17 protein-coding genes are annotated in these 19,558 nt (G+C 66.2%); 14 read left to right on the top strand and 3 right to left on the bottom strand.

Annotation, left to right across the window (positions count from 1 at the left end):
• Nucleotides 1-8 precede the first annotated feature (8 nt).
• The 8 genes from GGR33_RS11580 to GGR33_RS11545 all read left to right on the top strand — a co-directional run bounded on the left by GGR33_RS11580 (nucleotide 9) and on the right by GGR33_RS11545 (nucleotide 7,515).
• A complete protein-coding gene (locus GGR33_RS11580) occupies nucleotides 9-1,028 on the top strand; it encodes a DUF1254 domain-containing protein (RefSeq protein WP_183505258.1) in 1,020 nt (339 codons plus the stop codon).
• A gap of 53 nt (nucleotides 1,029-1,081) precedes the next feature.
• Nucleotides 1,082-2,065 carry an AAA family ATPase gene (locus GGR33_RS11575; RefSeq protein WP_183505256.1) on the top strand — a complete coding sequence of 328 codons (984 nt, stop codon included), beginning with the start codon at nucleotides 1,082-1,084 and terminating at the stop codon, nucleotides 2,063-2,065.
• Between the two features lie 61 nt (nucleotides 2,066-2,126).
• Nucleotides 2,127-3,077 carry a DUF58 domain-containing protein gene (locus GGR33_RS11570; RefSeq protein WP_284211212.1) on the top strand — a complete coding sequence of 317 codons (951 nt, stop codon included), beginning with the start codon at nucleotides 2,127-2,129 and terminating at the stop codon, nucleotides 3,075-3,077.
• Nucleotides 3,074-3,574: a DUF4381 domain-containing protein gene (locus GGR33_RS11565; protein ID WP_183505252.1), complete on the top strand. Its 501-nt coding sequence runs from the start codon at nucleotides 3,074-3,076 to the stop codon at nucleotides 3,572-3,574. Before GGR33_RS11570 ends, GGR33_RS11565 begins: the two co-directional genes overlap by 4 nt.
• A gap of 2 nt (nucleotides 3,575-3,576) precedes the next feature.
• On the top strand, nucleotides 3,577-4,596 hold the full coding sequence (locus GGR33_RS11560) for a VWA domain-containing protein (RefSeq protein WP_183505250.1): 1,020 nt from the start codon (nucleotides 3,577-3,579) through the stop codon (nucleotides 4,594-4,596).
• Entirely contained in the window at nucleotides 4,593-5,513 is a 921-nt protein-coding gene (locus GGR33_RS11555) for a VWA domain-containing protein (protein WP_183505248.1), read from the top strand. Before GGR33_RS11560 ends, GGR33_RS11555 begins: the two co-directional genes overlap by 4 nt.
• Nucleotides 5,510-6,175 (top strand): tetratricopeptide repeat protein, encoded by a 666-nt coding sequence (locus GGR33_RS11550; protein ID WP_246413041.1) that lies wholly within the window; start codon nucleotides 5,510-5,512, stop codon nucleotides 6,173-6,175. The genes GGR33_RS11555 and GGR33_RS11550 overlap by 4 nt, the downstream gene beginning before the upstream one ends.
• The gene (locus GGR33_RS11545; protein ID WP_284211209.1) at nucleotides 6,172-7,515 is read left to right on the top strand and encodes a hypothetical protein; all 1,344 of its coding nucleotides are present in this window, start codon (nucleotides 6,172-6,174) and stop codon (nucleotides 7,513-7,515) included. Before GGR33_RS11550 ends, GGR33_RS11545 begins: the two co-directional genes overlap by 4 nt.
• 58 nt (nucleotides 7,516-7,573) lie before the next feature.
• Here GGR33_RS11545 and GGR33_RS11540 read toward each other — a convergent pair whose 3' ends face one another.
• Together GGR33_RS11540 and GGR33_RS11535 are read right to left on the bottom strand one after the other, a co-directional pair.
• Nucleotides 7,574-8,410 carry a DUF4344 domain-containing metallopeptidase gene (locus GGR33_RS11540; protein WP_183505246.1) on the bottom strand — a complete coding sequence of 279 codons (837 nt, stop codon included), beginning with the start codon at nucleotides 8,408-8,410 and terminating at the stop codon, nucleotides 7,574-7,576.
• A 903-nt stretch (nucleotides 8,411-9,313) separates the two neighbouring features.
• Entirely contained in the window at nucleotides 9,314-9,946 is a 633-nt protein-coding gene (locus GGR33_RS11535; protein ID WP_183505244.1) for a tyrosine-type recombinase/integrase, read from the bottom strand.
• Nucleotides 9,947-10,277: 331 nt separating this feature from the next.
• Here GGR33_RS11535 and GGR33_RS11530 point away from each other — a divergent pair, with 331 nt between their 5' ends.
• From GGR33_RS11530 to GGR33_RS11510, 5 genes are all read left to right on the top strand, one after another.
• Nucleotides 10,278-11,861, top strand: coding sequence for a sigma 54-interacting transcriptional regulator (locus GGR33_RS11530; RefSeq protein WP_183505242.1), 1,584 nt, complete (start codon nucleotides 10,278-10,280; stop codon nucleotides 11,859-11,861).
• 192 nt (nucleotides 11,862-12,053) lie between these two features.
• On the top strand, nucleotides 12,054-12,605 hold the full coding sequence (locus GGR33_RS11525) for an OsmC family protein (protein WP_183505240.1): 552 nt from the start codon (nucleotides 12,054-12,056) through the stop codon (nucleotides 12,603-12,605).
• 60 nt (nucleotides 12,606-12,665) lie between these two features.
• Nucleotides 12,666-13,847, top strand: coding sequence for an acyl-CoA dehydrogenase family protein (locus GGR33_RS11520; protein ID WP_183505238.1), 1,182 nt, complete (start codon nucleotides 12,666-12,668; stop codon nucleotides 13,845-13,847).
• Nucleotides 13,844-15,178 carry an FAD-dependent oxidoreductase gene (locus GGR33_RS11515; protein WP_183505236.1) on the top strand — a complete coding sequence of 445 codons (1,335 nt, stop codon included), beginning with the start codon at nucleotides 13,844-13,846 and terminating at the stop codon, nucleotides 15,176-15,178. The genes GGR33_RS11520 and GGR33_RS11515 overlap by 4 nt, the downstream gene beginning before the upstream one ends.
• A gap of 10 nt (nucleotides 15,179-15,188) precedes the next feature.
• Complete coding sequence (locus GGR33_RS11510) at nucleotides 15,189-16,142, top strand: MBL fold metallo-hydrolase (protein ID WP_183505234.1); 954 nt, start codon at nucleotides 15,189-15,191, stop codon at nucleotides 16,140-16,142.
• Between the two features lie 6 nt (nucleotides 16,143-16,148).
• Here GGR33_RS11510 and GGR33_RS11505 read toward each other — a convergent pair whose 3' ends face one another.
• Nucleotides 16,149-18,041: a sigma 54-interacting transcriptional regulator gene (locus GGR33_RS11505; protein WP_183505232.1), complete on the bottom strand. Its 1,893-nt coding sequence runs from the start codon at nucleotides 18,039-18,041 to the stop codon at nucleotides 16,149-16,151.
• Nucleotides 18,042-18,199: 158 nt separating this feature from the next.
• Between GGR33_RS11505 and GGR33_RS11500 the strand changes: the two genes are divergently transcribed.
• On the top strand, nucleotides 18,200-19,555 hold the full coding sequence (locus GGR33_RS11500; protein ID WP_183505230.1) for a CmpA/NrtA family ABC transporter substrate-binding protein: 1,356 nt from the start codon (nucleotides 18,200-18,202) through the stop codon (nucleotides 19,553-19,555).
• Nucleotides 19,556-19,558 lie beyond the last annotated feature (3 nt).

Here is a 19,558-nt window from a genome sequence, read left to right as displayed (position 1 = left end):
AGACCACTATGAGAACGCAGGTGGTGACGGTCATTGCTATAGCAACGATTACGTCTTCGGCGCTTGCACAAAGTACAAACAAGGTCACGCCAGACAACTTCACGCGCGCAGAGACCGATACCTATTTCGTAAAGACCGCCCGCGACGGTGGATTCGGCAAGTTCGCGCATAATCGAGAGCCGACGCCAATCGATAAGCAAGCCGTCATCCGCATGAATCGCGACACGCTCTATTCGTTCGGCGTGTTCGATCTCGATGCCGGGCCGGTGACGATCACGCTTCCCGATTCCGGCAAGCGGTTCATGTCAGCCCAGATTATCGATCAGGACCAATACACCCATCAGGTCGTGTACGGCACTGGGAGCAAGACCTTCGACAAGGCGAAGATCGGCACACGCTACATGGCGGCGATCGTGCGCACCCTGGTCGAGCCCGAGAAGCCGGGGGATCTCGATGAGGTCCACCGGCTGCAGGACAGTGTCGCGATCCAGCAGCCCGGAGGCCCTGGTGCCTTCGAGCCCACAACCTGGGACGCCGAGAGCCACAAGAAGGTCCGCGACGCGCTCCTGGTCCTCGCGTCGACCCTGGCGAATTTCGCGCATGCCTTCGGATCGCGAGCAGACGTCGATCCGATCCGTTTCCTGATCGGATCGGCGGCGGGCTGGGGCGGCAATCCGGACAAAGAAGCGGCCTATCTCAGCTTCACGCCAAAGGAGAACGACGGCAAGACCGTCTACAAGCTTCACGTCCCGGTGGACGTGCCCGTGGACGGTTTCTGGTCGATCAGCTGCTACAACGCTAAAGGCTTCTTCCAAGAGAACCCATACAACGCCTATGCGATCAACAATCTCACCGCGACGAAAGCGGCAGATGGTGCGGTCGATGTCCAGTTCGATGGTTGCGATGGCAAGATCCCGAACTGCCTGCCCATCGATACAGACTGGAACTATACGGTCCGTCTCTATCGACCGCGCAAAGAAATTCTCAACGGAACCTGGAAATTCCCCGAGCCTCAACCCTTGAGCTAAATTTGGCGCCCTTTGCCTAAGGCCCTTCGCCTATAGAGTAAGACGAGGTTCAGATGGACACCGCCAAAGGGTCGACCGCACGGGACGTCATCCGCGATCTCGAAACGCGGATTAATCAGGACATCATCGGCCAGGCGCGCGTCGTCGAGCGGTTGATCATCGCGCTGCTTGCAAATGGCAACGTGCTGCTCGAAGGCCTGCCGGGCCTCGCCAAGACGCGCGCAATCAAGAGCCTGTCGAAGAACCTGGAATCGGAGTTCAGCCGCATCCAGTTCACGCCGGACCTGCTGCCCTCCGATGTGACCGGCGGTGAGATCCTACGCAGCGACGGGCAGTTCGAGTTCCGGAAAGGGCCCGTCTTCGGCAACCTGGTGCTGGCCGACGAGATCAACCGCGCGCCCGCCAAGGTGCAGTCGGCACTGCTCGAGGCGATGGAGGAGCGCCACGTCACGGTGGCCGGCAAGCGCTACGACCTGCCGCCTCTCTTCATGGTGCTCGCGACCCAGAACCCGATCGAGCAGGAAGGCACCTATCCGCTGCCCGAGGCGCAGATGGACCGCTTTCTGATGCATGTGCATATCGACTACCCCTCGGATGCCGACGAGGTGAAGGTCCTCCATCTCGTCCGCTCGGAGCAGGCGGCGTCCGAGGCCTCGGCGCCGAAGCCCGTCAAGATCGGTCAGCAGGTGATCTTCGATGCGCGCGCCGAGATCGACCATGTCCTGACCAAGGAGCCGGTCGAAACCTACATCGTCGCCCTTGTCGCGGCGACGCGCCGACCAGCGGAATTCGGGGACAAGCTCGGGCGCTGGATCGCGGTCGGGGCGAGCCCACGCGGCTCGCTCGCCCTCGATCGCTGCGCGCGGACCTATGCCTGGCTGCAGGGGCGCGACTACGCCACGCCGGAGGACGTGCAGGCCATCGTCCATGACTGCCTCAGGCACCGCGTCTCGCTGAGCTACGAGGCTGGCGCCGATGGACTCGTTGCGGACGACGTCCTCGACGAGGTCGTCCGACAAGTCGCTGTTGCTGTCTGACCCGGGGCGAGCGATGGCGCAGCTCAGACCACGGAGAGAAACCGAAGCGGGACCAGCGCCGGTGGCGCGCGCCTTCGTTGCACTCGACGACCTGTTGCGGCTCAAGCATCGCGCCAAGGGCTTCAGCTTCTTGCCGAGACAGCCGGTGCACAGCCTGCTCGCAGGGCGGCACGCCTCGCGCCTTCGCGGGCGCGGGCTCAATTTCGAGGAGTTGCGCCACTACTTCGAAGGCGACGACACCCGCACCATCGACTGGCTGGCCACGGCGCGACGCGGCAGCCCGCATGTCCGGGTCTATTCGGAGGAGCGTGACCGTCCGGTTCTGCTGCTCGTCGATCAGCGTCGCTCGATGTTCTTCGGCAGCCGCCGGGCGATGAAATCGGTGGCGGCAGCGGAGGTTGCGGCGCTCGCAGCCTGGCGTGTCACTTCTCTCGGCGACCGCGTCGGGGCGATCGTGTTCGGTGATACGGAGATGGTCGAGGTTCGGCCGCAGGGGCGCGATGCCGGGGCCGTGCGCGTCATCGCGGAAGTCGTCCGCCAGAACCAGACGCTCACCGCCGCCGCCTCGTCGGCCGATGCCGGCAACCAACTCAATGCGGCGCTCGCGCGCGCGGCCCGGTCGGCGACGCATGACTGGCTCGTCTGCCTGATCACCGACGTGACGGGCGAAAATGAAGAGACCAAGCGCCTCGTCACGCGTCTCACGGCGCATAACGATGTCCTGGCGATTCCGATCAGCGATCCCCTCGAGCATGCGTTGCCGGACATCGGCGCTGCCGTGTTCAGCGGGGGCGATGCGCAGATCGAGGTCGATTGCGCGTCCGCCAGCTTGCGCGATCGCTATGCGCAGCAGCGCGCTGCCTGGCGGGAACGCCTGAACGCGCTGTCCCGCAGGCGCGCCATTCCCACGCTGCCGATTTCGACGCACCGAGACGTCGCCCAGCAATTGCGCGAACTGATCGGCAAGCGCACAGCGACGCAACTCGCCTCTGTCGGAGGTGGGCGGCGATGACCGAAGACCCTGGCAGTCTGGCGCGCCTCCGGGATCTGGCGATTCCACCGCCGGTGCCGTTCTGGCCGCCAGCGCCGGGCGTGTGGATCGTGGCGGCCGGGTGCCTGGCGATGCTGGCGGTGTTCGCTTGGCGAGCGCTCCGGCGCTATCGCGCCGACGCGTATCGCCGTGCGGCGTTGAAAGAGCTCGATGGCGTCGCGGGTACGATGTCGCAGGCCGACCAAGCCGTCGTCGCACAGGTCTCGGCCATCCTGAAGCGCACCGCGCTCGTCGCCTATCCCAGGCCGGACGTGGCCGCCTTGAGTGGTCGGGCCTGGGCCGCGTTTCTCGCACGAAACGGGATGAAAGGGTCCACGGCGAGCCGGGCTGAAACGCTCCTGTCCGAGGCGTGCGGCCGCCAGCACGATGTCCCTGCCGTCGAACTGACGGCGTTGATCGCGCAGGCAAGACTCTGGGTCCGCACGCACCAGGCGCCTCAACGGTTGGGGGAGACCTGACCGTGCTGTCCTTCGCCTATCCGTGGCTCGTCCTGCTCGCCCCGTTGCCGCTCGCGATCTGGTGGCTGCTGCCGCCGCATTCCGATCGACGTGCGAGTCTTCGCGTGTCGTTCTTCGACCGGCTGGTCGCCCTGAGCGGCCAACGCCCACGCCAAGGTGGCGTCGTCAGGCCACGAGGCTGGCTCGGTCTGGCGACGCTGATCGTGAGCTGGTGTTTCGTTCTCGCCGCGCTCACGCGGCCGCAATGGATCGAGCCGCCGCTCCATCGCGACCAGCCGACCCGCGACCTCCTCCTTCTCGTCGATTTGTCCGGCTCGATGGGCGCCGCCGACTTCGTCGACGCCTCGGGCCGCACCGTCGACAGGCTGACGGCGGTCAAGCAGGTGCTCGACGAGTTCCTGGCGCAGCGTAAAGGCGATCGGGCAGGCATTGTCGTTTTCGGCGATGCGCCTTTCGCCCTCGTCCCCTTCACGACCGATCTCGATCTGTGCCGGGAGCTCCTGCGCGATACGGTCGTCGGGATGGCCGGTCCGCGCACGGCTTTCGGCGACGCGATCGGTCTCGGCATCGGCCTGTTCGACAAGAGCACCGTGAAGGCGAAGACGATCATCGCGCTGACAGACGGCAACGACACGGCAAGCAAGGTGCCCCCGGCCGAGGCTGCAGCCGTCGCGAAGGACAGGGGGATCGTGATCCACACCGTCGCGATCGGCGATCCGACGACGATCGGCGAGGACAAGCTCGACGAGGCCGCCCTGACCAAGGTCGCGAACGCGACGGGCGGCGGCTTCTATCGCGCGCTCGACCGCACGCAACTCGCGCAGATCTACGATCGCCTCAACGCGATCGAGACGCGAAGGATCGACACCGTGACGTTCCGCCCGAAGCGGGACGTCTATTGGGTGCCGCTCGCGGCGGCGCTGCTGCTCTCGCTCGTCGTGCAGGCTGCTCGCCTGCTCGCACATCGGCATGCCGGCTCCGCCCGCCACGCTCCGCCGACGATCCCGAGGCTCGCGCCATGAGCGAAGCCCTCGCAGCGTTCCATTTCGAGCGGCCGCTCTGGCTGCTACTGCTGGGGCCGGCAGCGGGATTCTGGTTCCTGACGCGGCGTCTCCTCGATGCCGGGGCGCGATGGCAGGGCGTGATCGATCCGGAACTGCTCCGGCACCTGCTCCTCGGCCAGGCAGGGCATGCCCGGGTGGATCCGAGCGGCCTGCTGATGTTCGCATGGCTGCTGGCAAGCATCGCCGTCGCCGGCCCTGCCTGGCAGCGGGAGCCATCGCCGTTTGCAGATGCCAAGCCGCCCGTCGTCATCGTGCTCAAGGTGTCGCCGTCGATGACGACGCCCGACCTGGCACCGACCAGGCTCGACCGTGCACGGCAGAAGCTCTCGGACTTGCTCGCGATCCGCGAGGGCGCGTCGGTGGGACTGATCGCCTATTCCGGCTCGGCGCATCTCGTTCTGCCGCTGACGCCCGATACCAGCGTCATCGGTCATCTCGCGCAGGCGCTCGCGCCCGAGATCATGCCGAAGGAGGGCGATGATCTCGCCGAGGCTGTGGCGATCGCGGACCGCGCGCTCGCGGCCAGCGGCCAAGTCGGCTCGATCCTCGTGATGACCGATCGCGTGGCTGCCGAGGAACTCGGCCGTCTTGAGGCGATCAAGCTCGCACACCCGGTGACGATGCTGTCGCTTCTGCCGCCGGATCAGCCACTCGAAACGCTCGACGAAGCGGCGCGGGCCATTGGCGGCCGTCTCATTGCGACGACAGTCGATCAGTCCGACATCGACGCGATCGCGCGCCGCCTCGACCGCGCGGCGCGCACGGAGGAGGTCGCCGGCGAAGGGCAGCATTGGCACGAAGCGGGGTATTGGCTCACGCCGATTCTCGCTCTGCTCACATTGCTGTGGTTCCGTCGGGGCTGGGTCCTGGCATGAGCCGGCGCGTCGCTCCTCCCTGGGTCGCCCCCGTTGTTCTGATGGTGGCTGTGCTGCTCGGTTTGATCGTCGCAGGCGGCCGGGTCGGCTGGCGCAATCTCTTCCTCACCGCCGATCAGCGCGGGCAAGCACTGATGGAGCGCGACAGGCCCGGGGAGGCGGCGGCGGCCTTTCGCGATCCGCTCCGGCGCGGCGTGGCTCTTTTTCGCGCCGGCGAGTTCAAGCTGGCCGCCCAGGTCTTCGGCGGGCTCGACATCTCAGAGGGCGCCTTCGATCAGGGCAATGCGTTGATCATGCTCGGCAAATACGAAGATGCCGTGAAGCGCTACGACCGCGCGCTGCAACTGCGCCCGGACTGGCCCGACGCGACTGCCAATCGCGAACTTGCGCGGATCCGGGCCGAGCGCGTCAGGCAGCAGGGCGGTGAGACGGGCAACACGGATTCCAAGCCCGACGAAGTCGTGTTCGACAAGACGAAGAAAGGGGGCACCGATACGACCGTCGAGGGCGAGCGCAAGCCTCTCTCTGACGACGCCGTTCGCGCGATGTGGCTCAGGCGCGTGCAAACCAAGCCGGCCGATTTCCTGAGGGTGAAGTTCGCCTATCAGCTCCAATCTGCCTCGCGTCAGGAGCCATCGCGCCAGCCGGAGACGAAACCGTGAGCCGGCCCTGGGCATCGATCGCGCTCGCGCTGGCATTTCTTGCGCTTGCCACAGCAAGCGGGGTTCAGGCCGAGACACCGCAGGTCGTCGTCCGGGCGAAGCTCGATCCCGAGAACGGCGTCGTCGTCGGCCAACCCGTTCGCCTGCTAGTCGACGTGCTTTTTCCCGACGCGATGCCGCGTCCGCCGCGGATCGGGGTTAGCGACGCGCCCGGCGCGCAGATACTCCGCCTCGAGACGCAGGGCGTCACCATCGGCGATCGGATCGACGATCGCGCCTATGTCGGACAGCGCTTCGAGTTCGTCGTCTTTCCCCGCCGCGGTGGTGTCATCGATGTGCCCGGCGCGGATGTGACACTTCTCGACGCCTCTGGCGACGTCATCGGCGCAGCCAAAGGCGATGTACAGCACGTCGCCGTCGCCCTCCCGCCGGGCCTCGACACTTCGCAGCCCGTCATCGCGACGACGAATCTCACCGTGACGCAAGCCTGGTCGCCGGATTCGAAACAGGCCCGCCTCAAGATCGGCGACGCGCTAGTTCGGACGATCCGACGAGAGGCCAGCGGCATGCCCGCCATGGGCATGGCCGACCTCGTCTTTGCAGCGCCGAGCGGCGTCAGGCTCTACATCGACCCGCCGCGCTCCCTCGACCGCATCAATCGCGGCGAAGTCGTGGGGTCGCGTATCGATAAGGTGACGTATGTCTTTGAGAAACCGGGATCGTATGACCTTCCCGAGCTCAGGCAATCCTGGTGGGATCTCGCCAGCCAAGAAGCCCGCACCGAGACGCTCGCCGGCACGCACGTCGCAGTGGTCGGGGGCTCGACATCGGCCAAGGCGAGGACCGCGCAAGATCGCCCGAATGCTTCGACGCTCGCGGTTATCACGCTCCTGGTGCTGGGAGCGCTCGCTGTCGTTCTCCTGATCTCCAGAAAATCGATCGCGACATCGGTTCGCCGGTCACGCGACGCAAGGCATGCGTCGGAAATCTGGGCATACAAGGAGCTCTGTCACATCGCACCAAGTGGTGATGCGTGCGCAACTTACGATGCGCTACAGGTTTGGCTGTCCCGCATGCCGGAGGCTGCCCGACAGGCCTCTAAAGAGGACGCTCCGCTCGCGCGCTCCACAACGGCTTTGGCCAGCTCCCTGTTTGGCCGGGAAGGCAATTGGTTGGCGGCCGACGGCGAGACACTCAAGTATAGAGTCATCGCCTTCCGAAGCGAGACGGCTGAAACTCCAGCATCTATTCAAAATCGAGCCCTGCCATCGCTCAACCCGCCCATCGTTGCCGCAGAAGCCAACTGTTGCATCCCGTCTCGCGGTTCACCGAGGTTCTGAAGCAACGTCGATCTCAATGGGGACCAGCTGACGCGAAGGCCACGAATTGGTCATCAGTTCATGACCGGAAGGCGGAGCAGAGGGCGCGCCGCAGCCGCGCGCCGCCGTTCGGGCGCATGCGCAGATGGGGGCCGATGAGCTTCCGGAAGGCGAACGCGACCTGCTGATATTCCTCCTCGCAGCCCTCGGCGCGCTCTTTCGGCAGGTAACCGTTGTTCACGATGGTCCGGTAGCGTTTCCTGTCGGAACCATATGCGAGGCAGGCGAGGTTGTAGAAGCGCTGCCAGGAGAAGCCGTGCACGTCCGCGAAGGCACCCTTGTCGGCGGGCTCGTCCTTGGCCACCGTCGCGAAGTAATAGCCGCCGCCCTTCACCACCATGCGGGTGTCGGCCGGTCCGAGATGCAGCAGGATAAGGGAAGCGACCTGGTCGGCGGCATCCTCCTCGCGCCCGAGGATCGGGACTTGGAGAAGGTCGAACAGGGCGTGACCGCTCTCGTGCAGCAGGATCTGGAAGATCGGTCCTCGAATGGCGTCCTGGCGCGTTACACCCGCCGGCGACTTCGTCTGGGGAGCACTTTTGACGATGCTATCGATCAACTCGTAGCAGATGGTGACGCTCTGGCTTTCGGGAGCGTACCAAGCGTTGAGTTCGCCCGTGCATTCCTTCAGCCGGTAGGTCAGGCGGGTCGGCAGACGCACAAGGCTGACAATGGTCCCGACACGCTCCAGGACACGGTGCTGACGCATGGCGTCGTAGATTGAGCGGAACGGCGGTGACTTCGGCGGCGTGTAGACGACATGGATGCGCGCCCGAGACGGAATCGCACCTGCTACGCTTGTCGACGTGGTGAGGCTCGCGGCAAGCAACGCTGCAAGAAGGTCATACCCGCGCATCGCACATTCAGGCTCGGCGCTGGCCCCGGAGGCCCGGTGTTCGCGGGACCGTCGGAAGCGGCTTGCCAGATTTCGGCGGCGAGGCGGTCGAGTGGGCCGTGCTTGCCGTTAGACCTCCTGGCAAACTGAGGTTCGCAATGGTCTGGGCGCGTGCCACGATCGTTCCTCCGAGATTTACTTCAGGTCCCCAATCGGGTCAGGCAAGTGGAGCGCCGGACCTTTCGCGCGAGGATCGCGCCGTGGCGATGTTGAACCAGAATTCGAAGTCATCGAGATGGGATACGATCTCGCGCAGCTTCGCCTGAATTCCGCTGACCTTCACAGCACGCGAGGCAATCGGACGCGTTATCGATAAAATCGGCCACCTCCCTAAAAGCCACGACCACCTCCGTGGAAGCCTCGGCCGCCGGCATAAATGCCCCGGCCAGCTCTGCGGAAATCTCGCCCTCCATTGTAGATGCAGCGCCTGTAGACGACGGCGGCGTGCGTCATCAGTCTCAATGTTTTCATGGCGGACATCCAACAATGGGCCATGAGATTATGAGAGGTCGCGATCAAGACCTATCAGGGAGAATCCGGAGAGGACGACGGAATAACCCCGAAACGTCGCTTTCAAAATTGCGATAACAGCCTCAGGTTGCTATTGTCGCACAAGCGGATACTGCTGCAACTGAAACGGTGCGAGGGTCAGTCATCCGATCGCTCAATGGCCCAAAGGATCATTGTTTTCGTCTGGCTACGTGCGCGAGGGCAGACCGAAAACCACCCAACCCAGTTATCTGCCGGCGGAACTCAATGTCCGCTTTGGAGCATCAGATCGGTAGCCCAAGATGGCCGAGATGGGCGCGATCCCGCCTGTCAGTTTTTGAAGGCTCCTCGACCCAAGCGTCGAGGAGCCTTCCATCAGATCTCGGTCGCCTCGGCCAGGGTGAGAGCATCTTCGACGTCAACACCGAGGTAGCGCACTGTGCTCTCAATCTTGGTGTGGCCGAGGAGGATTTGCACCGCGCGCAGGTTGCCGGTCCGCTTATAGATCAGCGAGGCCTTCGTCCGCCGCAGCGAGTGCGTGCCGTAGTCCTCACGTCGCAAGCCGATGCCCGTCACCCACTCGTCGACCAAGCGGGCGTACTGCCGTGTGCTGATGTGGTCCGTGCGATCGAACCGGCTTGGGAACGCGTAGTCGTTGAGTGCGCCGCCTCGGCATTCCAGCCAAATCAGGACGCTGGTGCGGGCCGGTTCGAGAATTTCAAATTGTACGGGTTGGCCGGTCTTGCGCTGGACGACGATGGCGCGTGCGCGGACACGACCGCCGCTTCCGACATCGCCGATCCTGAGTTTGACGAGATCGCAGCCTCGGAGCTTGCTGTCGATCGCCAGATCGAACATCGCACGATCCCGCACACGTTGTTCGCGATCGAGCCAGAAGCGGATCGCCCAGACCTGCTGCGGTTTAAGAGCACGTTTGGCGCCGAGCTTGCGGCCCGCGTTCCATGCTCGGCGATCTTTGAAGACCGGATCATTTTCGGAATGTCCCATCGTCGTTCTCCCAGCCGGCCAGCGCCGGCAGCGAGATGAAAAACGATGGCAGCGCGTTCAAAGCAGCGGATGGCCGAAATCGGAACGACCGCTTTCGCGTTTAGGATCTCCGATAGCAGACGTTGATGCAGAAGCGCACCGGCTGCATGGCATTGATCGAAGAGTAAAAGTCGTCCGAAGCAATGCTTGCGATGGGATCGTGCGGAAGCTCAGATAGCGCAGTTCGCCGACGACCTTACGCGATCCCTACTCCTGCTCCGGCTCGCACAGGTCTTGCAAGGATCGATCAGGCTGCGATTGAAGGGTTTGCGTGCAGCTGGATGGGTGGCGCATGAGGAAGGACGCGTCGAGCGCCCATTGGCGCACGCAGGAAATGTTTCTTCTCCAAGAGGTAATGAACCTCATCGGGAAGGGCATTCAGCTCGATCAGGTCGCGCGCGAGATGCTGCACCTGCTCTCCGAGATCATCGGCCTTAACCGCGGGCGCATCGTCCTCAAGGATCCGGAGGGCGACAGCTATCGCATCGTCCATTCCTACGGCCTGACCCGCGAGGAGGCGGCGCGGGGCCGCTACGCCCTCGGCGAGGGCGTCACCGGCCGGGTGATCCAGGACGGCCACCTCATCATCGTCCAAGACATCGACAAGGATCCGACCTTCCTGGCGCGGGCCGTCGAGCGGGCGCGATTGCCGCGGGGCGTGGTTTCGTTCTTGGTCCTGCCGATCCGGGTCCACCACAAGACGATCGGTGCGATCGCCTGTCACCGCATCCGCCACCGCGAGCGCGCGCTGGCCGACGACCTGACCATTCTACGCATCATCGCCACCATGGTCAGCCAACTGCTGACCCTGAACAGCCACGTCGAGCAGAAGACCCGGGCGCTCGAAGAGCACAACGACATGCTCGCCCGCGAGCTGCGCATCAAGCGGGCGCGTTACGGCATCATCGGCACCTCGCCGGCGCTGCTGCGGGCGCTCGTCCAGGTGGAGAAGGTGGCCGATGCCACCGCGAGCGTGCTGCTGCTGGGCGAATCCGGCACCGGCAAGGAGCTGTTCGCGCGCGCGCTGCATCTGGCGAGCCCGCGCCGCGACCGGCCTTTCGTCAAGGTGAATTGCGCGGCGATCCCGGAGAGCCTGTTCGAGTCCGAGCTGTTCGGACACGAGCGCGGGGCCTTCACCGGCGCGGTCGAGGCCCGCGCTGGCTGGTTCGAGCAGGCGAGCGGCGGCACGATCTTCCTCGACGAGATCGGCGAGATGCCGGCGGTCCTTCAGACCAAGCTGCTGCGCACTCTCCAGGAGGGCACCGTGGTGCGCCTCGGCGGCAAGCGTGAGATCCGTGTCGACATGCGGCTCGTTGCGGCAACGAACCGGAACCTCGCCGCCGAAGTCGCCCAAGGCCGGTTCCGAGAGGACCTGTTCTATCGGCTCAACGTGATCCCGATCCTGTTGCCGCCGCTCGCCGAGCGGCGCGGCGACATCCCGGATCTCGTGCTGCATTTCCTGACGCGTGCGAACCAAGACAACCAGCGCAACGTGAATCTGACGCCGGACGCGCTGGCGCTCCTTGCTCGGCACGCTTGGCCGGGCAACATCCGGCAACTCGCGAACTTCATCGAGCGGCTCGTGCTGCTTGCCAGCGAGGGCGTGCTCGAGGCGGCCGATCTCGCGCCGATGCTGGCCAGCTCGCATGGCGCGGCGCCGATTCACGCGGGGGTGCCGGAGGGCGTGCCGACTCCGTCGATGGGGGGCATCGTGCGTCCGTATCTCGCCGCCGACTCGCATGGCCACGAGCAGTTGCGGATCGCGCTCGCCCAGGCCGGCGGCAACAAGACCCGCGCGGCCCAGCGGCTCGGGCTGACCGAACGCCAGTTTTCCTATCGCTGGCGCAAGCTACAGCCGGCGCCTGGAAGCGCCTAAACAATGTCGACAATGTCGACATTTTGTCGACATTCTTCGTTTGGCTCGAATGGCTGCACGGCCCAGAGTTTTCATCAAGATATTGTTATATATCTGGTTCTCAGAAAATCCTGGCGAAGTGCGATCCTGGCATTTGCCTTGCGCTGATCCAATCGAGCCGGCCCGCATGGCCGCGCGAGAAGAGGATTAGCCATGAGCGCCAGCGCCGCCCCGACAACCGTCTCTGCATATCTGCGCCCGATCGATCGCGACGGCCTCGCCGCCTTTGCCGAGAAGGGTCGCTGCAACCCGGGCTCCCGTAGCACCAACAAGGTGCATACGGTGGTCGACGGCCAGTACCGTACTCTCAGCTATGTCGGCGACCATGCCCCGGTGGTGGTGGACGAGCCGCTCCACCTGTTCGGCGAGAACACCGCCCCTGCCCCGGGCGAGATCGTCCTGTCGGCGCTGGGCGGCTGCCTCGCCGTAGGCATCACGGCCGTGGCCACCTGGAAGCAGGTTCGTCTCTCGCGCCTCGAACTGCATCTCGAAGGCGATATCGGAAACCCGGCCGCCTGGGGTGCCGGCGGCGCCGAGAAGATGCCGGCCGATATGGGTTTCCAGGCGATCCGGGTGAAGGTCACCGTCGAGGGTGACGCCTCGCGCGAAGAACTCGATGAGATCGTGCGCCACGCGAACCTCTACTCGCCGGTCGCAAACTCGATGCGCAACCCGATCGCGTTCGAGATCGGCCTCGCCGACTGAGCCCGTTCGAGGAGCGGGCCGTCCCGCTCCTCGGTTCGCCCCTTTCGAGGAGATTGCACGATGACGAGCGCCCTCGCTCTCCGTCCGACCGAGACCTCCGCCTCCGCCCCCGCCGACGCCGGCCACTGGTCGGACGAGGCCGTCCTGGCCGCGACGACGGCCATCGCCGAAGGTCCGCTCGCTGGGGCTGCCGGCGCGATCGACCACGGCACCTATCCGCTCGACATTCTGGGACAGCTCGGCGCGGCAGGCGCGCTGGGCGTCCATCTCGACCGACACGGCGCGCGCGTCGGCCTCTCTATCGCCGCGATGCAGGCCGCGAGCCGCGCCTGCGGGGCGACTGGCTTCCTGATGTGGTGCCACGACGTCTGCGGCCTCTACATGGAGCAGTCCGGCAATCCCGCGCTGACCGGCACGCTGCTCGCGGACCATGCGGCGGGACGCAGCTTCGGCGGCACCGCCCTCTCCAACCCGATGAAGGCCTTTGCCGGGATCGAGCCGATCCTGCTGCGGGCGCAGCGCGTTGCGGGCGGTTACCGGGTCAGCGGCATGCTGCCCTGGGTCAGCCATATCGGTCCGGGCCAGTATTGCGGCGCCATCGCCGGCGTCGAAGCCGATGGCGGCATCGGCCATGAGATCATGTTCCTGCTGCGCTGTGACCGCGCCGAGTTGCGCCGCTGCCCGGAATTCTCCGGCATGGAGGGGACCAGCACCTGGGGCCTCAGGCTCGACGACTATTTCGTCGGCCAGGACGACATCATCGCCGATCCGGCCCGGCCGCTGATCGGACGCATCCGCGGCGCCTTCATCATGCTCCAGTGCGGCATGGGCCTCGGCGTGGCCGAGGGCAGCCTCGATTCCATGCTCGCGGTCGAAGAGACCCTCGGCCACGTGAACCAGTTCCTCGACAACCGGCCCGCTGAGATCGCGGCGGAGCTGGCCGAGTTGCGCGCCCGTGTGATGCGTCTCGCCGAGACACCCTACGAGGGCGCGACGGACTACCTCATCGACGTGCTCGATGCCCGCGCGCAGACCTCGGAGCTGGCCCTGCGCGCCTCGCAATCGGCGCTGCTGCACCAGGGCGCGCGCGGCTACATGATGTCGGCCGCCCCCCAGCGCCGCATCCGCGAGGCGCATTTCGTGGCGATCGTCACGCCCGCGATCAAGCACCTGCGCTGGGAGATGGCGCGGCTTTCGCGAGAGGTCCTTCCCGCCGCCAGCGCCCAGGGAGCCGTGGCATGAGCCCTCTCGAACCCACCGACGGCCTCGGCCCCTGGAAGCAGTTTCTCTGCCGCGCTTGCGGCCTAATCTACGACGAGGGCGAGGGCGACCCCGATAGCGGGTTGGAGCCGGGCACGCGCTTTGCCGACATCCCCGACGATTGGGCCTGCCCGATCTGCGGCGTCACTAAGACGGATTTCGAGCCGTATCAGCGCCGCGCCGCGGTCGCTCCGGCAGCCGTTCCGGCGATCCGCCAACGCCGCCCCGGGGTGGTGATCGTCGGCGCCGGTCTCGCCGGCTGGAGCGCCGCAGAGGCGATCCGCGCCGAGGATGCGAGCCTGCCGATCACGCTGGTTACGGCCTGCAGCGGCGACGTCTACCATAAGCCCGAGCTGTCGGTGGCGCTCGGGCGCGGCCTCTCGCCGGAGATGCTGCGCCGCGAGAGCGGCACCGAGGCGGCCGCTCGCCTCGGCCTGACGCTGATGACCGATACCGTCGCGATCGGGTTGTCGCCCGAGCGACGCAGCCTGCGCACCACGCGCATCACGCTTCACTACACGCATCTCGTGCTGGCCCACGGCGCCCGCTCGGCGCTGCCCGGCAATCTCGACCCGAGCCTGTGCTGGCGGGTGAACGACCTCGCGGCCTGGTCCGGCATGCATGCCGACCTCGCGGGCGCGCCCCGCAACGTCGCGGTGATCGGCGCCGGCATGGTCGGATGCGAGCTCGCCGAGGACCTCGCGCGGGCCGGCCATGCGGTGACGCTGATCGGCGCCGAGTCGCTGCCCCTTCCCGAAATCCTGCCCGAGCCGGCCTCCCGCCGCCTCCTCGCCGGCCTCGAAGGGCTCGGCGTGACGTTCCGGGGCAACACGCTGGTCAGCACCCTGACCCGTGCCGCGAACGGCGAGGTCGCCCTCGGCTTCGCCGACGGCACGGCGATGGAGGCCAAGACCGTGATCGCCGCGACCGGCCTCGCCACGCCCTCCCGTCTGGTCCGCGGCGCCGGCCTCGCCTTCGACCGCGGCATCGTCGTGGATCAAGCCACGCTCCGCACGAGCGGCCCCGACATCTACGCGCTCGGCGACTGCATCAGCATCGCGGGCCAGCCCTGCCGGTTCATCGAGCCGATCGGCCGCCAGGCCGAGGCCATCGCCTGCGCGATCCTCGGCCGGGACCATCCGGGCTATGCGCATAGCGCGCCGGTGATCCGGCTGAAGACGCGCTCGGCGCCGATCGAACTACATGGACGGCCCGTCGCCGGAGCCGCCTGGGCTATAACCGAGCAGACCGAGAATCGCCTGGCGATGGAACAGCGGCACGAGGGCCAGGTCACCGCCTGGCTGGCAGCCTGAGGACCGGATCATGACCCATCACGACCGCGCCGACGATCAAGCCCTGGCCCGCGCTAGCGAGCAGGTCACGGCGACGCTCTGCGGCAAGCGTGCGAAGGCCGCCGTCCAGGGCTTCTTCGACGAGCCGACGAACACGGCGACCTTCGTCGTCCACGATCCACTCACCCGCGCGGCGGCGGTGATCGACAGCGTGCTGGACTTCGATCCGGCCGCGGGCGCGATCTCCTACGAGGCCGCCGACAAGGTCATCGCCTACATTCGCGAGAACGACCTCTCGCTGGGTTGGATTCTCGAGACCCACGTCCATGCCGACCACCTGTCGGCGGCGCCGTATCTCCAGCAGCAGCTCGGCGGCCGGCTCGGCATCGGCCGCGGCATCCTCCAGGTGCAGAACGAGTTCGGGAAGCTGTTCAACGCCGGCACCGACTTCGCCCGCACCGGCGAGGAATTCGACCGCCTGTTCGACGACGGCGACAGCTTCATGATCGGCGACGTGGAGGCGATCGTGCTGCACGTGCCGGGCCATACCTCGGCCGATCTCGCCTATGTCATCGGCGACGCCGCCTTCGTCGGCGACACGCTGTTCATGCCGGATTACGGCACTGCGCGCGCCGATTTCCCCGGTGGCGACGCCCGCCAGCTCTTCCGCTCGATCCGCCGGCTACTCGCGCTGCCCGACGACACCCGCCTGCTGCTCTGCCACGACTACAAGGCGCCGGGGCGCGACAGCTTCGTCTACGAGACGACGGTCGCGGCGCAGCGGGCCGGCAACGTCCATGTCCGCGACGGGACGGCGGAGGACGATTTCGTCTCGATGCGCACCGCCCGCGATCGGACGCTGAAGGCGCCACGCCTGATCATGCCCTCGATCCAGGTCAACATGCGCGGTGGCCGCCTGCCGGAGCCCGAGGCGAACGGCACACGCTACCTCAAGATCCCACTGTCGCCGATGCCGCGCTCCTGAAGGCGCTCACCGCCCTGGTCGGCGAATGCCGAGCACCTTCATCCGCGAGGCCAGGGTGGTCGGCTTGAGATCGAGCAGTTCAGCCGCGCCCCCTGCCCCAAAAACCTTGCCGCCGCAGGCGGCGAGAGCCGCCTCGATGTCGGCGCGGTCGCGGGCGCGGCGCTCGCCCTCCGTCGCGGGGCGGCCGGAGACCGCGGGCGTGCTCACCGCCTCGTCGGGGACCGGCGTATCCACCTCCGGCAAGTCGAAGCGCAGGCGCCCGCGCACGGAGAGGATGGCGGCGCGTTCGATGACGTTTTCCAGCTCACGCACGTTGCCCGGCCAGTCGTAACGGGTCAGGCGGCGGACATCCCCTTGGGTCAGGCGCGGCTCCGGGATGTTGAGCCGCCGCGCGGCGCCTTTCAGGAAATGCTGGGCGATCAGCGGGATGTCCTCGGGGCGCTCGCGCAGCGGCACGGCGCCGATCGGGAAGACGTTGAGGCGGAAGTAGAGGTCTTCACGGAACTGCCCGCGCCGGACGGCGTCCTTGAGGTCGCGGTTCGTCGCGGCCACGAGGCGGACGTCCACGGCACGGGTGCGTTCGTCACCGATGCGCTCGAAGGAGCGCTCCTGCAGCACGCGCAAGAGCTTGCCCTGCAGGTCGAGGGGGATCTCGCCGACTTCGTCGAGGAACAGCGTGCCGCCATCGGCCAGCTCGAACCGGCCTATGCGGTCGCGCAGCGCGCCGGTGAAGGCGCCCTTGGCGTGGCCGAAAAACTCACTCTCGAACAGCTCGCGGGGGATCGCGGCACAGTTCACGCGGATCAGCGGCCGCTCCCGGCGACGACTCGCCTCATGGATCGCGCGGGCGATCAACTCCTTGCCCGTGCCGGATTCGCCGATGACCAGCACCGTGGCGTCGGTCCCGGCGACGAGCTCGACCTGCCGGAGCGTCGCCTCGATCGCCGGGGAGCGGCCGATGATGCCCTGGTGGTGGCTCTCAGCCCTGATCTCCTCCTTGAGGTAGGCGTTCTCGAGTTCGAGCCGGGTACGCAGGGAATCGACCTCCGCCAGCGCCGTCCGCAACTGCTCGTCCGCCTCGCGACGCTGGCTCACGTCGCGAAAGATGATCACGGCGCCGAGCAGCCGACCGCGGTCCCGGATCGGCGTCGAGGTGTATTCGACCGGGAAGGCGGTGCCGTCCTTGCGCCAAAAGACTTCGCTGTCGACCTGATGCACCGCGCCGTCGCGAAACGCCGCGTAGATCGGGCAATCGTGGTGGTGGTAGTGCGCGCCGTCCTGGTGCGTGTGGTGGACGGTGGCGTGCATGTCCCGTCCGACGATGTCGGCGGCCTTCCAGCCCAGCATGCGTTCGGCAGCCGGATTGACGAAGGTGGTCACGCCCTCGGCGTTGACCCCGTAGATGCCCTCGCCGGCCGCGCGCAGGATCAGCTGGTTCTCGCGCTCGATGTCTCGAAAAATCCGCTCCATGCGCTGCCACTCGGAGAGGCCGGCCCGCATATGCGCGTCGGCCTCGCTGTCGATGCCGCGGTTCCGTCGTTCGTCGAGATCGGCCAGGGTGACCAGGATGCGCTGCTCCGGGCCCGGTAGAAGCGAGCCGGCATATTCCAGGCGCATCGCTTCGCCTTCGGCGTGACGCGGCGTCAGCGCATGCGTCCACCAGCGCCGACTGGCCTGCACGGCCTGGGTGAAGACGATGAGCGTCGGAAGTTGGCCGGGATGCAGCGCGCTCACCGCCATTCCGACCAACTCATCTCGCGGGTAACCGAGAAGCCTCGCCGTTGCAGGGTTCACGTCGACGACGCGGTCCTCGCTGGGATCGAGAACGAGCATCGGCTCGTGCGAGGCCTCGAAGGCCAGACCAAAACCACCCGGCTCAATGGCTTGCGTCGCGACCATCACGAACTTTCGTACTAGAGCTACGAAGTTTCATGATACACGAAATTTCGTGATTTGAGCTTGATATTTAAGTATCTGACTTCGCTGAGTAATTTTTATTTCTGATGCTGGCACGCGGCTTGCCAAAGGTTCTATGTCACGAACCGTGCGAGGCGCAGATGGCTCTGTTCGACAATCCCTTTGGTTCCAGGCGTCGGTTCGGCCGTCGCGGTTGCTCCTGCGGTGCCCATGCGAGCCAGGCGGAGCACGAGGCCGCCACCGGCGACACCGCCATCACGCGCGCCGTCGAGCAGAGTATGTTGCGCGCGGTCTTCCCGCACGAAGTCGAGCGCCGGGCTTTTCTAAGCAGCGTCGGCGCCGCCACGGCGCTCGCCGCCATCAGCCAGATCCTGCCGACGCGCTTCGCCGCGGAAGCCTTCGCCGAGGCCGGCAAGCCGGAGAAGACCGACCTCAAGGTCGGCTTCATCCCGATCACCTGCGCCACGCCGATCATCATGGCCAAGCCGATGGGCTTCTACGAGAAGCAGGGGCTGAACGTCGACGTCGTGAAGACGGCCGGCTGGGCGGTCGTTCGCGACAAGACACTGAACAAGGAATACGACGCGGCCCACATGCTGGCGCCGATGCCGATCGCCATCACCATGGGGCTCGGCTCGAACCCGGTGCCCTTCGCGGTCCCCGCCATCGAGAACGTCAACGGCCAGGCGATCTGCCTTGCCAACAAGCACAGGGACAATCGCGACCCGAAGAACTGGAAGGGCATGAAGCTCGCCATCCCGTTCGACTATTCGAACCACAACTATCTGCTGCGCTACTACCTCGCCGAGCACGGCATCGATCCCGATACCGACGTGCAGCTCCGCTCGGTGCCGCCGCCGGAGATGGTCGCGAACCTCCGCGCCGACAACATCGACGGCTTCCTGGCGCCCGACAACGTCGTGCAGCGGGCGGTCTATGACGGCGTCGGCTTCATTCACATCCTGTCGAAGGAGATCTGGGACGGGCATCCCTGCTGCTCCTTCTCGATCGCGCAGGAGACGGTCCAGCAGATGCCGAACGCCACGGCGGCTCTGCTCAGGGCGATCATGGAGGCGACCGCCTACGCCTCGAAGGCCGAGAACCGGAAGGACGTGGCCGCGGCCATCGCGCCTGCCAACTATCTCAACCAGCCGCTTACCGTGATCGAGCAGGTTCTCACCGGAACCTACGCGGACGGCCTCGGCAACGTGAAGAAGGACCCGAAGCGGGTGGCCTTCGACCCGTTCCCCTACGAGAGCTTCGCGGTCTGGACGCTGACCCAGATGAAGCGCTGGGGCCAGATCAAGGGGGATGTCGACTACAAGGCCGTCGCCCAGCAGGTCTATCGGGCCACTGACGCGGCCAAGCTGATGACGCAGGCCGGCCTCACGCCGCCGGAGGTCACCACCAAGACCTTCGTGGTGATGGGCAAGACCTTCGATCCGGCCAAGCCCAAGGAGTATCTCGACTCCTTCGCCATCAAGCGGGCGAGCTGAGTC

Source organism: Methylobacterium brachythecii, from assembly GCF_014196345.1.
Taxonomy (GTDB): domain Bacteria; phylum Pseudomonadota; class Alphaproteobacteria; order Rhizobiales; family Beijerinckiaceae; genus Methylobacterium; species Methylobacterium brachythecii.
The sequence above is the reverse complement of the archived record's forward strand: the minus strand, read 5'-3'. Positions and strand labels throughout refer to the sequence as shown.

Excerpts from the sequence above, each read along its gene's own strand:
- GGR33_RS11580 (WP_183505258.1), top strand. The coding sequence starts at position 9 with ATGAGAACGCAGGTGGTGACGGTCATTGCTATAGCAACGATTACGTCT.
- GGR33_RS11575 (WP_183505256.1), top strand. The coding sequence starts at position 1,082 with ATGGACACCGCCAAAGGGTCGACCGCACGGGACGTCATCCGCGATCTC.
- GGR33_RS11565 (WP_183505252.1), top strand. The coding sequence starts at position 3,074 with ATGACCGAAGACCCTGGCAGTCTGGCGCGCCTCCGGGATCTGGCGATT.
- GGR33_RS11555 (WP_183505248.1), top strand. The coding sequence starts at position 4,593 with ATGAGCGAAGCCCTCGCAGCGTTCCATTTCGAGCGGCCGCTCTGGCTG.
- GGR33_RS11550 (WP_246413041.1), top strand. The coding sequence starts at position 5,510 with ATGAGCCGGCGCGTCGCTCCTCCCTGGGTCGCCCCCGTTGTTCTGATG.
- GGR33_RS11540 (WP_183505246.1), bottom strand. The coding sequence starts at position 8,410 with ATGCGCGGGTATGACCTTCTTGCAGCGTTGCTTGCCGCGAGCCTCACC.
- GGR33_RS11535 (WP_183505244.1), bottom strand. The coding sequence starts at position 9,946 with ATGGGACATTCCGAAAATGATCCGGTCTTCAAAGATCGCCGAGCATGG.
- GGR33_RS11530 (WP_183505242.1), top strand. The coding sequence starts at position 10,278 with ATGAGGAAGGACGCGTCGAGCGCCCATTGGCGCACGCAGGAAATGTTT.
- GGR33_RS11525 (WP_183505240.1), top strand. The coding sequence starts at position 12,054 with ATGAGCGCCAGCGCCGCCCCGACAACCGTCTCTGCATATCTGCGCCCG.
- GGR33_RS11520 (WP_183505238.1), top strand. The coding sequence starts at position 12,666 with ATGACGAGCGCCCTCGCTCTCCGTCCGACCGAGACCTCCGCCTCCGCC.
- GGR33_RS11515 (WP_183505236.1), top strand. The coding sequence starts at position 13,844 with ATGAGCCCTCTCGAACCCACCGACGGCCTCGGCCCCTGGAAGCAGTTT.
- GGR33_RS11510 (WP_183505234.1), top strand. The coding sequence starts at position 15,189 with ATGACCCATCACGACCGCGCCGACGATCAAGCCCTGGCCCGCGCTAGC.
- GGR33_RS11505 (WP_183505232.1), bottom strand. The coding sequence starts at position 18,041 with ATGGTCGCGACGCAAGCCATTGAGCCGGGTGGTTTTGGTCTGGCCTTC.
- GGR33_RS11500 (WP_183505230.1), top strand. The coding sequence starts at position 18,200 with ATGGCTCTGTTCGACAATCCCTTTGGTTCCAGGCGTCGGTTCGGCCGT.